The 12,196-nt window shown below is 69.2% G+C and carries 11 protein-coding genes; 7 read left to right on the forward strand and 4 right to left on the reverse strand.

The annotated features are described in order from the left end of the window. The first annotated feature begins 48 nt into the window (after positions 1-48). Positions 49-744, forward strand: coding sequence for a response regulator transcription factor (locus tag EJG53_RS36080; protein ID WP_125048422.1), 696 nt, complete (start codon positions 49-51; stop codon positions 742-744). Then, positions 737-1,846 (forward strand): sensor histidine kinase, encoded by a 1,110-nt coding sequence (locus EJG53_RS36085; protein ID WP_125048423.1) that lies wholly within the window; start codon positions 737-739, stop codon positions 1,844-1,846. The genes EJG53_RS36080 and EJG53_RS36085 overlap by 8 nt, the downstream gene beginning before the upstream one ends. Before the next feature lie 48 nt (positions 1,847-1,894). On the opposite strand, the gene EJG53_RS36090 is transcribed toward EJG53_RS36085, so the two are convergent. Together EJG53_RS36090 and EJG53_RS36095 are read right to left on the reverse strand one after the other, a co-directional pair. Next, positions 1,895-3,013, reverse strand: coding sequence for a lipid II:glycine glycyltransferase FemX (locus EJG53_RS36090; RefSeq protein WP_125048424.1), 1,119 nt, complete (start codon positions 3,011-3,013; stop codon positions 1,895-1,897). 8 nt (positions 3,014-3,021) lie between these two features. Beyond that, positions 3,022-4,404: a UDP-N-acetylmuramoyl-tripeptide--D-alanyl-D-alanine ligase gene (locus EJG53_RS36095; protein WP_125048425.1), complete on the reverse strand. Its 1,383-nt coding sequence runs from the start codon at positions 4,402-4,404 to the stop codon at positions 3,022-3,024. A gap of 249 nt (positions 4,405-4,653) precedes the next feature. Here EJG53_RS36095 and EJG53_RS36100 point away from each other — a divergent pair, with 249 nt between their 5' ends. From EJG53_RS36100 to EJG53_RS36115, 4 genes are read left to right on the forward strand one after another with little or no spacing between them, the layout of a single operon-like run. After that, positions 4,654-5,685 carry a D-isomer specific 2-hydroxyacid dehydrogenase family protein gene (locus EJG53_RS36100; RefSeq protein ID WP_125048426.1) on the forward strand — a complete coding sequence of 344 codons (1,032 nt, stop codon included), beginning with the start codon at positions 4,654-4,656 and terminating at the stop codon, positions 5,683-5,685. Beyond that, on the forward strand, positions 5,682-6,722 hold the full coding sequence (vanA, locus tag EJG53_RS36105) for a D-alanine--(R)-lactate ligase (RefSeq protein ID WP_125048427.1): 1,041 nt from the start codon (positions 5,682-5,684) through the stop codon (positions 6,720-6,722). The genes EJG53_RS36100 and vanA overlap by 4 nt, the downstream gene beginning before the upstream one ends. Further along, positions 6,719-7,327: a D-Ala-D-Ala dipeptidase VanX gene (gene vanX, locus EJG53_RS36110; protein WP_125048428.1), complete on the forward strand. Its 609-nt coding sequence runs from the start codon at positions 6,719-6,721 to the stop codon at positions 7,325-7,327. Before vanA ends, vanX begins: the two co-directional genes overlap by 4 nt. A gap of 58 nt (positions 7,328-7,385) precedes the next feature. Beyond that, positions 7,386-7,970 (forward strand): hypothetical protein, encoded by a 585-nt coding sequence (locus EJG53_RS36115; protein ID WP_125048429.1) that lies wholly within the window; start codon positions 7,386-7,388, stop codon positions 7,968-7,970. Between the two features lie 263 nt (positions 7,971-8,233). Here EJG53_RS36115 and EJG53_RS36120 read toward each other — a convergent pair whose 3' ends face one another. Further along, positions 8,234-9,391, reverse strand: a complete 1,158-nt coding sequence (locus tag EJG53_RS36120; protein WP_125048430.1) for a Gfo/Idh/MocA family protein — start codon at positions 9,389-9,391, stop codon at positions 8,234-8,236. Positions 9,392-9,638: 247 nt separating this feature from the next. Here EJG53_RS36120 and EJG53_RS36125 point away from each other — a divergent pair, with 247 nt between their 5' ends. Next, positions 9,639-10,667 carry a helix-turn-helix transcriptional regulator gene (locus EJG53_RS36125; RefSeq protein ID WP_125048431.1) on the forward strand — a complete coding sequence of 343 codons (1,029 nt, stop codon included), beginning with the start codon at positions 9,639-9,641 and terminating at the stop codon, positions 10,665-10,667. 4 nt (positions 10,668-10,671) lie between these two features. On the opposite strand, the gene EJG53_RS36130 is transcribed toward EJG53_RS36125, so the two are convergent. Continuing rightward, the gene (locus tag EJG53_RS36130; RefSeq protein ID WP_125048432.1) at positions 10,672-12,159 is read right to left on the reverse strand and encodes a phytoene desaturase family protein; all 1,488 of its coding nucleotides are present in this window, start codon (positions 12,157-12,159) and stop codon (positions 10,672-10,674) included. Positions 12,160-12,196: the final 37 nt, after the last annotated feature.

Genomic DNA, 12,196 nt, shown 5'->3' on the forward strand with positions numbered 1-12,196 from the left:
CCGTTTTTTGATATACCGGCGATACGCGTCGGCTCATAGCATCCGGCCATGCGTGTGTTAGTCGTCGAGGACGAGCCCTACATGGCGGACGCCATCCGCGACGGGCTGCGCCTGGAAGCGATCGCGGCCGACATCGCCGGTGACGGTGATACCGCTCTGGAACTGCTGAGCACCAACACTTACGCCATCGCCGTCCTGGACCGGGACGTCCCCGGGCCGACCGGCGACGAGATCGCCCGGCACATCGTCGCCTCCGGCGGCGGCATGCCGATCCTCATGCTGACCGCTGCGGACCGGCTCGACGACAAGGCCAGCGGGTTCGAGCTCGGCGCCGACGACTACCTCACCAAGCCCTTCGACATGCGGGAACTCGTGCTCAGGCTCAGAGCGCTCGACCGCAGGCGCGCCCACAGCAGGCCGCCGGTACGGGAGATCGCGGGCCTGCGGGTGGATCCGTTCCGCCGCGAGGTCTACCGCGAGGGCCGCTACATCGCGCTCACCAGGAAGCAGTTCGCGGTGCTCGACGTCCTGGCCGCTGCCGAAGGCGGTGTCGTCAGCGCGGAAGAGCTGCTGGAGCGGGCGTGGGACGAGAACGCGGACCCGTTCACCAACGCCGTGCGCATCACGGTCTCGGCCCTGCGCAAACGGCTCGGCGAGCCCTGGCTGATCGCCACCGTGCCCGGGGTCGGTTACCGCATCGACACCGGACCGGACGCCGATGACCGGGAAGCGGAGCGTGGATAGGCGGCAAGGGCTGAGCGTCCGTCTCAAGCTCACCCTCAGCTACGCCGGGTTCCTGGTGATCGCGGGCGCGTTGCTGCTCACCGCCGTGTGGGTGTTCCTTCTGCGCGGAAGGTCGCAGAGCCTGATCGTCACCGACCTGTCCGACTTCCTGCGCGTCTTCGACCCGAGCAACTTCGGCCCGGTCGTCTTCGTCCCGGCGGGCATCCTGGTGCTGGCGTTCCTGCTGGTGTTCGGCCTCGTGGGCGGGTGGATCCTGGCCGGCCGGATGCTCGCCCCGCTGATTCGCATCACCGACGCCACGCGCAAGGTGGCGAACGGGCCGCTCTCCCACCGGATCCGCCTGCCGGGCCGCCGCGACGAGTTCCGCGAACTCGCCGACTCCTTCGACACCATGCTCGCGCAGCTCGAAGCCCACGTCGCGGAACAGCAGCGGTTCGCGGCCAATGCCTCTCACGAACTGCGCACCCCGCTGGCGGTCACGCAGGCGCTCCTCGACGTGGCCCGCAGCGATCCGCACCGCGACACCGGCGAGCTCATCGAGCGCCTTCGCGCGGTCAACAGCCGAGCCATCGACCTCACGGAAGCATTGCTCCTGCTCAGCCGTGCCAACCAGCGGTCATTCACCAGGGAACACGTGGACCTGTCCCTCCTGGCGGAAGAAGCCACCGAAACGCTGCTCCCCCTGGCGGAAAAGCATGATGTCACCGTCGAAACCTTCGGTGACACGAGCACCACCATCGGCTCACCGTCGCTCCTGCTGCAACTGACCACGAACCTTCTGCACAATGCGATCGGCCACAACCTGCCCGAACGGGGCATCGTATGGGTGCATACCAGCGTCCGTGGCGACACGGTTGTGCTCACAGTCGAGAACACCGGCGAGAAGCTCAGCTCGCAGCTCGTCCCGACCCTCACCGAGCCATTCCGGCGCGGTACCGAACGCCTGCACACCGGCCACGCAGGTGTCGGCCTCGGCCTGGCGATCGTCAAGAGCATCACCCACGCACACGACGGAACCCTCGTCCTTACACCCCGTCCCGCCGGCGGGCTCCGTGTCACGGTGCGGCTGCCCGCCGCGTCAGCGCACGTGCGCCAGGTGTGACGCCAACGAGTCGCCCGGCCCGCCGCGTTCCGCCACCGACAGTCGGCCTCAGCTCCGACGGGACATGTAGACGTCGAATGCCTTGTAGAGCAGGCGGTTCAGCGGCAGGTCCCATTCGCCGAGATACTCCACGGCTTCACCGCCGGTGCCGGCCTTGAACTGGATCAGGCCCAGGTGCGGGTCGTTCCCGTCCACGGTGTCGGTGATGCCGCGCAGGTTGTAGACCGTACATCCGGCAGCCAGCGCGTCAGTGATCATCTTCCACTGCACGGCGTTCGACCCGCGTACCTCCCGCTTGGCCGTGGCGGAGGCGCCGTAGCTGTACCAGGCCTGTTCTCCGACCCGGACCCAGATGGTGGCGGCCACGAGGTCACCCTCGTGATGGGCGAGGTAGAGCCGGATCCGGTCCTTGTCCTCGGCCAGCAGGGCCTCGAACATGGCAGGGAAGTAGCTGAACGGCCGCGGGACGAAGTGATCACGTTTCGCGGTCTCCAGGTAGACCCGGTAGAAGTCGGGCAGGTCCTCGACACCGCCCTGGGCCACGACGACGCCCGCTCTGCCGGCCTTCTTGATGTTGCGCCGCCAGAGCTGGTTCATCCCCGCGAGAAGTTGGTCCTCGCTCTTGCCGGCCAGCGGGAGCTGGAAGATCCGGCGCGGCTGTCCGGCGGAGAATCCTTCGTCTTCTTTCGGTGGGCGCCAGCCCAGGTGCCGGAGCTGGCTGCGGGCCCGATCGGCGGCGTCGCCGACCGTGTCCGGCGGTACGTCGCCGAGCCTGGTGATCCCCGGGTCGGCGATCGCGGCCTTGACCGTCGCAGCACTCCAGGTGCGGGCCACCGCCGTCGACCCGATACGGATGGCGAAGGCGCCGGAGCGTTTCAGGTGGCCCGCCAACGGGGCGAGCCAGCCGGCCAGATCGTCCGAGGCCCAGTCGATCACCGGCCCTTCGGGCAGGTACGCCAGCGACGCCTTGAACCCGGGCAGTCGGCGGTACAGCACCAAGCCCGCACCGACCAGGTGACCTCGGCCGTCGAACCAGCCCAGCGACTCCGACCCCCACTCACGCTTCACCGACGCCCAGGCCGGAGTCTGGAGGAAACTCACCGCAGGCCGGGAGGCGTTGAACGCGGCGTGATCGCCGGCCGTGATGGTCCGTACCCGAAAAGCCACAGCCGCTCCTACCTGTCTTCCATGGGTCGGTCCACCAGCACATCGCGGGGTCCTGAGGCGAGCGCGGCGGCGACCTCGTCGAGGCGCGCGCCTCGGGATGCCTTGACGAGCACCACGTCGCCAGCGGCGAGCCGGCCGCGCAGCCACTGGACGGCCGCGGCGTTGTCGGCCAGAGCCACCGCCCGCTCTCCGGCGCCGTCGGCGAGCGGCCGGCTGCCGACCGCGACCACCACGTCGGCCCGGACGGCGGCGTACTCCCCGACGGCGCGGTGCGCGGCCTCGCTGCCGTCGCCGAGTTCGAGCATTTCGCCGAGGACGGCGATGCGGCGCTTGCCCTCGATCGCCGCCAGCGCGTCCAGGGCGGCACGGGTCGAATCGGGGTCGGCGTTGAAGGAGTCGTCGAGCAGCGTGGCGCCGCAGGCGAGGTCACGCAGCTCCAAGCGCCACTTCGACAGCGCGACCGTGGGCAGCGCTGTCGTGGCCGCGTCGAGGGAGATGCCGGCAGCCAGCCCGACCGCCGCGGCAGCCGAGGCGTTGAGCGCCTGGTGAGCGCCCACGAGCGGCAGCGTGAGCGGAGCCCGGGTGGCGGCGGTCCGCAGGGTGAAGGACGGCCGGGCGAGCCGGTCCAGCGCCACGTCGAGGACGCGGACGTCGGCGTGTTCCGACCGGCCGAAGGTCAGCACCGGGCCGTCGGTGAGCGAGCGCATCGCGGCCACCCGGTGATCGTCGGCGTTCAGGACCGCGGTGCCGCCGGGCGCCAGACCCTGCACCAGCTCGCTCTTGGCCCGGGCGATCGCCGTACGGGACTTCAGATGGCTGAGGTGGGCCTGGCCGACGTTGAGGACGACACCGATGTCGGGCGCGACCAAGTTGGTGAGCTTGGCGAGGTCGCCGATGCGGCGAATTCCCATCTCCAGGACGAGGAACCGGGTGGCCGCGTCGGAACGCAGCATGGTGAGCGGTACGCCGAGCTCGTTGTTGAGTGAGCCGGTCGTGGCGATCGTCGGCGCGGCGCTCGACAGCACGGTCGCCAGCAGGTCTTTGGCGCTGGTCTTGCCGCGGGAGCCGGTCACCCCGACGACGGTCAGCCCCTCGCGCAGCCGTGTCACGACGTGGGCGGCGAGCGCCTGCAACGCGGCCTTGGCGTCCTCGACGACGACGGTCGGCAGCGCGGTGGGACGGGAGCCGAGCACGGCCACCGCGCCGGCCCGGCCGGCCTGGACGGCGTAGTCGTGGCCGTCGGCGTGCTCACCGGCGAAGGCGACGAAGAGGGCGCCCGGCTCGGCCTGCCGGCCGTCGAGCACGGCCGGCGCGGTCACCGTCACGGCGCTGTCACCTTCGACCCTCCCGCCGACCACTGCGGCGATCTCGCCGAGGCTGAGCGGGATCACGCCTCGACCGCGCAAAGGCCGGAGCAGGGGACGGCAGGGGTTGGTTTGCTGGAATTCATGCCGTCCAGTCAAAAGGGTGTGGCGTTGCCGGTGCGTATGCAGTTTTTGATACGCCGACGATATGTTGCCCGCCCATGCCCCGCGAGAGCATGGATACGGATCCTGCGAGTGCAGTGGTCGGCGGATTATCGTCGGCGTATCGAAAAACGCGTACGCGTCGGCAACACCATGCTCCCTTGACTGGACGGCATGAGTTCCAGTGGACCCACACGAGCGGCGGTGTGCCGCACCCGAGCGCCGGCGTCGTCCTCACGGGCTGTCCCGACAACGGGAATCACGGTCTATGGGTGTGATGAGGACGAGGCTCTTCTCTTCGGGGAAATAGCCCCTCGCTTCGGTGTGACGCCAACCGTCACGAAGGAAGCGGTATCCGAGGCCAATGTCGGCCTGGCAGCCGGGAACCGATGCGTCAGCGTCGGCCACAAGACGCGCGTCACCCGTGCCACGCTCACCGCACTGAGCCGCGTCGGCGTGGAGTACCTCTCCACACGAAGCGTCGGATGCGACCACATCGACGTGAGCTGTGCGGAGAGCGTCGGTATCTCCGTGGGAAACGTCGAGTATTCTCCCGACAGCGTCGCCGACTACACGCTGATGATGATGCTGATGGCCGTGCGCCACGCGAAGGCCACGATCCGCCGCGCCGATGCCCATGACTACCGGCTGAGTGGGATACGCGGAAAAGAACTGCGCGACCTCACGGTCGGAGTGGTCGGCACGGGGCGTATCGGCACAGCGGTCATCGACCGGCTGCGGGGCTTCGGCTGCCGCGTGCTGGCCTACGACAGCCGCACCAAGACCTCCGCCGAGCACGTGCGGCTCGATGAGCTGCTCCGGCACAGCGACGTGGTCACGCTCCACACCCCGCTTACCGCGGAAACCCGCCATCTCCTGAATCGCCGGCGTATCGAGCGGCTGAAGCACGGCGCGTTCCTCGTCAATACCGGACGCGGGCCGCTCATTGACACCGATGCCCTCCTTCCGGCGCTGGAGAGCGGCAGGTTGGGCGGCGCGGCGCTGGACGTTCTCGACGGTGAGGAGGGCATCTTCTACAGCGACTGCCGGAACAAACCCATCGAGAACCGCTCGCTGTTGCGACTGCAAGAGCTGCCGAACGTGTTCATCAGCCCGCACACGGCCTATTACACCGACCACGCGCTGCGGGACACCGTCAGAAACAGCATCATCAACTGCCTCGACTTCGAAAGCGGGAAAACGTGAACAGGCTGAAGATCGGCGTCATCTTCGGGGGTTCTTCCGAAGAACATTTCGTGTCCGTCAAGTCCGCACAAGAGGTCGCGAAGAACCTCAACACCGATATCTACGAGCCGTACTGGATCGGTATTACGCAGTCCGGCGCCTGGAAGCTCTGTGACCTCCCCGGCGCAGACTGGGAGAACGGCAGGGCCCGTCCGGTCGTGCTGTCACCCGACCGAAGCGTCCACGGACTGCTCGTCCTGGAGCAGGGACGATGCGAAACGATCCGCCTGGACCTCATCCTGCCCGTTCTGCACGGCACACTCGGTGAAGACGGTGCGGTCCAGGGCCTGCTGGAGCTCTCCGGCATCCCCTATGCCGGCTGCGACATCCAGAGCTCCGCCCTCTGCATGGACAAATCCCTGACCTACACCGTCGCCAGGAGCGCGGGAATCGCCACGCCCGATTTCCGGGTGGTCACGGGGAACGGGAAGGCTGACGCCGGACGGCTTCCTTATCCAGTCTTCGTCAAGCCGGCCCGTTCGGGCTCCTCCTTCGGTGTCAGCAAAGTCGCCGGAGCAGAGGGCCTGCCGAGTGCACTGGACGCAGCCCGACAGTACGACTCGAAGGTCCTGATCGAAGAGGCCGTGGACGGGAGTGAGGTCGGCTGCGCAATCCTGGAGGGCCCCTCCACCCTGACAGCGGGCGAGGTGGACCGCGTGGCCCTTTCCCACGGATTCTTCAGAATCCATCAGGAGGACTCACCCGAGACCGGCTCGGAGAACTCGACGTTCATCGTTCCCGCCGACATCTCCGAAGCGTCGCGTCGCCTCGTCCGGGAGAGCGCCAAGACCGTCTACCGCGCCCTGGACTGCCAGGGGCTGGCCCGCGTGGACATGTTCCTCAAGGAGGACGGCCAGGTGGTGCTCAACGAAGTCAACACACTGCCCGGCTTGACCTCCTACAGCCGCTACCCCCGGATGATGGCCGCCGCGGGACTCCCGCTCTCCGACGTGATCGACCGGCTCGTGTCCGTGACACTGCACCGGAAAAAGCGATGAACGACGACTTCGGGTACCTGGACGAGCTGGTGCCCGGCATCCGTTGGGACGCCAAGTACGCCACCCGGGACAACTTCACCGGGAAGCCGGTGGACGGGTACCTGGCCAACCGGATAGTCGGCACCAGGGCTCTATGTGCAGCCCTCCGGCGAGCACAAGAAGAAGCCGCATCCCTCGGTTTCGGCTTGCTCGTCTGGGACGGGTACCGTCCGCAACGCGCCGTCGACTGCTTCCTGCGCTGGTCGGAACAGCCGGAGGACGGCCGGACGAAGCAGCGCCACTATCCCCGTATCGACAGGACCGAGATGGTCGGCAGGGGGTACGTGGCCGCCAAGTCGGGCCACAGTCGCGGCAGTGCCGTCGACTTGACGCTCTACAGCCTTGCCACCGGAGAAAAGGCCAGCATGGGCGGCCGCCACGACCTCATGGACCCGGTCTCCCATCACGGGGCAAGCGGACTGACGCCCACCGAAGCGGGAAACCGCGAGCGCCTCCGCTCCATCATGGAGAACTGCGGATTTGCTCCCTATGCCTGCGAATGGTGGCACTACACGCTGAAAAGCGAGCCTTACGCAGATGTCTATTTCGACTTTCCCGTCACATGACGGAAGCCTCCCTTACGTCTCACAGTGGGGAAGCCTGGACCGGAACGACGAGGTCGTCATGCGGCGCGCCGCCCCGTCGGGTCTCGACGTCTTCCTGAGGCGCACCGATCCGTCGCATCTGCACGACTGGGCCTCCGACGGATACCACTCGCGCGAGGAATACCTGTTCTGGTCCCGCAAAGTCTGCGGCTTGGCATGCCTTCAGTCCCTGCTGCACGGCTGGACGGACATCCGTCTGCCGATGCGTGAACTCCTCGCGTCGGCCCTCGACCGGGGCTGCTACGTGGTGGACCCCCGGGGCAAGGTCCAAGGGCTGATCTACCGGCCGTTCATGGCCTGGGTCAGCTCGCACTTCGGATTCACCTGCCAACTGGTCGAGAACACACCGATTCACGCGTCCGCCCGGTCGGTGCGCCCCGGGCGAGCCCTGATCGCTTCGGTGTCTCCTGAGATCCGCGACCCGAGGACCCATAAACCGCGACGGGGAGGGCATCTTGTGCTGGTTCACGCGGCCCGTGGCGGGATGGTGCGGTTCCATGATCCGTCGGGCTACTCCCACAACGCGGACTCCGCATCGCTGCCCATGCGCGTATTCGAGCGGTTCCATGCGGGACGAGGCATCCTCGTCAGCGCGCCATCGTGAGGCCAGGGGAGCCGGCACCCCGCACCATTGGCACATCCGCAAGGTCGACTGCAACGAGAACAGCCAGCCGTGGCAGTGGAAGGCCCCACCCGGGACGGCTTTCACCGTCCTCGCCGACTACGGTGCGGCGGCCCTCGTCCCGGCGGCGAATGTGCTGCAGCAACTGTTCAGCCATCTACGATCGCGCCGCAACCTGACTGAGTCGGCCGGGCGTCCGCCCGGAACGCGCGTCGTCGAAGAGGGACGAATGGGCGGGCAAGTGATCACAAAGGCCGCCGGTCGACGTACTGACGGTGAACGTCTTCTGGCGGGATCGCTTCCGCACTTTGGCCGGAACCGCCTGACACGCTCTCGAACTGCCGGTACATCCGTTCCAGGATCGTGGTCACCGCCCGGGTGCGGGAGAGCCGGCACCGGTGGGGCGGCCGGCCGGTGCGGATGGCCTCGGCCATGTCGCGGTACACCTCGGTACGCAGTTCCGGGAGGTGCAGGGCCGGCCGGTCCACGGGCCCGTCGGCCCCGTCGGTGACGAGACGGCCGTCCTCGATGATCAGGCTCTGGTCCACGTCGAGGACGGCGACCCGCTCGATGCGGGTGGGGGACTCGCAGGTGAGGGAGAAGCTCAGTACGCCGCCGGAGGCGAAACGCACCACTCCGGCCACCCGGCCCCCGGTGCTCCCCGCCGGTCCTTGCAGGCCCTCGACGTGTACGTCGGCCGGCGGGCCGAGCAACTGGCAGACGAGGTCGAGGTAGTGCGTGCCCGGACGGGTGATGAGCCGGGACAGGGCCTCGGCCGTACCGCACTGGGGGCACTGCCCGCGGGGTGCGGGGGGACGGTAGCGCGAGACCGTCACGGTGGCCGTGGCGCTGCTCCGCCACCGTCCGTGCCACACGTCCGGCGGGAGACAGTACCGGTGGGGGAGCATGGCCCCGGCCGGCTGACCGGCCTGTTCGGACAGTGCCACGAGGTCGTCCAGTTCGGCGGTCGAGTGGGTCGCGATGCCCTCCAGCAGCACCGCCTTGCCGGCTTCGAGGGCCTGCCGGGCGAGTCGCCGCTGGGTGCTTCCCGGGGCGCAGAAGGACACGAGCTGCACGGTGCTGTCGCGGAGCAGTTGTTCCCAGGAGAGGTATTCGGCGGCGGGGCCGGAGAGTCCGGTTCCGGGGCTCTGTTGCAGGGCACCGCGGAACTCCGCGCCGTCCACGTGCGCGATGGCTTCGACGTGCCGCTGATTCAAGCCTCCGGGGCCGACCAGTGCAACACCGACTCGGTTCACAGGTACAGCCCTTCCGTAGGTGACTTCCTGTTCCGGCGCCACGGCAGGGGCGGGCCCGCCCGTGGTGCCGTGAGTGGCGACGGGTCCCCGCATTGTTCTGGCTGCCGGGGGAGGTGAGCAGGGCTTTCGGCTACGGGGATCGGCCATGGCGCCAGACCGCCAGGCAGGCCGGGTGTCTCATCCGGAGCGGCTGGGCAGGGTAACAGTTGCGAACGGCAATTCATAGAGGCGAAACACCGTATTACGTATTGTTGTTTGCGATTCAACATGAACGTGTCCGGATCCTGCCTTGTCTGAATGTGTGTGCCATGAAAGGTTTCATTCGGGTCATGATCGCTTGCTGAGTCCGTCCCCCACTGTCCGGGGTGGGCCGTGATTGTGGAACGGAGCGAGGATGGTGAGGGGAAACCCGACCCCCAAGGGGCTGCAGCAGCGGCTCTACGAACTCGCGTTGCAGCAGGGAAGCTGGACGACACGTCAGGCCGCCGCCCTGCTGGGCGCCGCGGAGGAGGAGATCGAGGAGGCCGCGGACAGTCTGGAGAGCGTCGGGCTGTTACGCCCCGCTCCCCGCAAGTCCAGCGGGTATGCCGTCGTGGCGCCGGAGGTCGCGCTGAGCCGGCTGTTCACGCAGGAGGGCCACCAGATCGCCCGGCACCAGGAGCAACTGGCGCACACCCGTGAGGCCATGATCTCCATCGCACGGGACTACCTGGGCGTGCGATCGTCCCCGGGCCGTACGCTGGCCATCGAAGCGCTTCCCACCGCCGAGCACGAGGAGTCCTTCCTGGACCGCGCGGCCGACGTGGCGCGGCAGGAGGTCTGGCTGATGCACGGGGGCCCCACGCCCTCGGCCGAGTTCCTGGACGAAATGCTCCTGCGATGCCTGGGAATGCTGAGTTCGGGTGTCGCCGTCCGGGCCCTGTTCCTGCACCAGCAGGCGGGCGACCGCCTGGTCTCGGGCCATGTGAAGGAGCTGGCCCACGCGGGTGCCCAGGTGCGCGTCGCCTCCCACCTGCCCCAGCGCATGCTGATCATCGACTGGGATCTCGCGCTCGTCCCGGTGGACCCGGAGAACAGCACGCAGGGCTTCTGGGCCGTGCACGGGACCGAGCTGGTACCCGCCCTGCGCGCCGCGTACGACCACTGCTGGATGGCCGCTTCCGCCGCCGGCGCACACGTGGCGGAGGGCGCTTCGTCCCAGCGGCTGAGCGCTGTGGAGGAAGCGGTGATCCGGATGCTCGCCGAAGGCATGAAGGACGAGACCATCGCGCGGCGGGTGGGTGTCTCTCCGCGGACCCTCAGCCGGCTGATCTCCACCCTGCTCGACCGGCTGGGCGTACAGACCCGGTTCCAGGCGGCTCTCGAACTGAGCCGCCGGGGCTGGCTCGGCGACGACGACCTGGCACAAGAAGGAGCGGCCTGACCGGTCAGGCAGCTCCCGCCCGACGGCTTCCGTGCGGGCCGGCGGGCGACAGCGGAGGCGCGGCGCGCAACCCGAACTCCCTGCGCAGCGCCGAGCGCGCGGCCAGGTAACCGGCCATGCCGTGCACCCCGGGCCCGGGAGGGGTGGACGCGGAGCACAGATACACCCCGCGCAGCGGAGTACGGTACGGATCCCAGCGCGGCACCGGGCGCAACACCGTCTGCTTCAGCGTCATGGCCCCCGCGGCGATGTCACCGCCCACGTAATTGGGGTTGTAGCGCTCCAGAGCGGCGGCGCTCATGGACCGCCGCTCCACCACCGTGTCGGCGAAGCCCGGCGCGTACTGCTCGATCCGTGCCGTCACCAGGTCGCCGGGGTCGGTCGGGTCACCGTTGGGCACATGCGCGTAGGCCCACACGGGCCGGTACCCGTTCGCCCCGATACGGCCGGGGTCGGTGGCGGCCGGATCCACCACGAGGACGAACGGAGCCCCGCCGCGCCGGCCCCGCGCGGTCAGCGACTCCTGGCGGAAGACGTCCTGCTGCCGTCCGCCGAGGTGGACGGTTCCGGCCCGGCCCACCATCGGGTCGGCCCACGGGACCGGGCCCGACACGAGGTAGTCCACCTTGGCCGCGCCGGGGCCGTAGCGGAAGGCCCGCAGTCCCGCACGGTAGCCGCGCGGCAGCAGCGGACCCGCCACCGCCAGGAACTCCTTGGGGCCGAGGTCGAGCAGCACGGCCCGAGCCCCCCGTAGGTCGCGCAGATCGGTGATCTGCTGCCCGGTCGTGACCGTGCCGCCGTGCGCCGCCACATCCGCGATCAGCGCCTCGGCGATCCGTGCGCTGCCGCCCCGCGGCACCGGCCAGCCGGTGCCGTGCGCGAGGTGGCCCAGCAGCAGAGCGGTCCCGGCCGACGCGAGGGTGGGCATCCGGCCCACCACGTGGGCCGCGACGCCGGCCAGCAGCGCCGCCGCCTCTTCCGTGGCGAAGGCCCGCCGGGCCAGCGGTGTGCCGTGCGCGAGCATGCCCCGTGCCAGCAGCAACGGCGCCAGCAGGTTCTCCGGGAGGCGGCGCTGCCCGTTGAGGACAAAATCCACCACCGGCCCGCTGTGTGCCAGCAGCGGTGCCATCAGCGCCCGCCAGGCCCGCCCGTCCCGCCCCAGCCCCGCGCAGGCGGCGTCCAGGTCGTGATGGGCGAGCGCCGCCCGCCCGCCCGCGAGCGGGTGCGCGTAACTGATCTCCGGCTGGAGCAGTTCCACGCCCCGCGCCCGCAGGTCGAATTCCCGGAAGAACGGGGAGGCGGCGGCCATCGGATGCACGGCGGAGCAGATGTCGTGCACCACGTCCTCCCGGAAGAGGGAGGTGGTCCGCAGCCCGCCCCCGGCGTCCGGCGCCGCCTCGTACACCTCGACGCTCAGGCCGGCCCGTGCCATGGTGACCGCTGCCGACAGGCCGTTCGGCCCGCTGCCGACCACGACGACATCCGCTGTCATGTGTCTCCGCCCCGCCTCTCCCGCTCCCCGGGCCGGC

Source organism: Streptomyces chrestomyceticus JCM 4735, assembly GCF_003865135.1.
Taxonomy (GTDB): domain Bacteria; phylum Actinomycetota; class Actinomycetes; order Streptomycetales; family Streptomycetaceae; genus Streptomyces; species Streptomyces chrestomyceticus.

Coding starts and splice junctions, on each gene's coding strand:
- EJG53_RS36080 (WP_125048422.1), top strand. CDS start 49: ATGCGTGTGTTAGTCGTCGAGGACGAGCCCTACATGGCGGACGCCATC.
- EJG53_RS36100 (WP_125048426.1), top strand. CDS start 4,654: ATGAGTTCCAGTGGACCCACACGAGCGGCGGTGTGCCGCACCCGAGCG.
- vanX (WP_125048428.1), top strand. CDS start 6,719: ATGAACGACGACTTCGGGTACCTGGACGAGCTGGTGCCCGGCATCCGT.
- EJG53_RS36115 (WP_125048429.1), top strand. CDS start 7,386: ATGCGGCGCGCCGCCCCGTCGGGTCTCGACGTCTTCCTGAGGCGCACC.
- EJG53_RS36120 (WP_125048430.1), bottom strand. CDS start 9,391: ATGGCCGATCCCCGTAGCCGAAAGCCCTGCTCACCTCCCCCGGCAGCC.
- EJG53_RS36125 (WP_125048431.1), top strand. CDS start 9,639: ATGGTGAGGGGAAACCCGACCCCCAAGGGGCTGCAGCAGCGGCTCTAC.
- EJG53_RS36130 (WP_125048432.1), bottom strand. CDS start 12,159: ATGACAGCGGATGTCGTCGTGGTCGGCAGCGGGCCGAACGGCCTGTCG.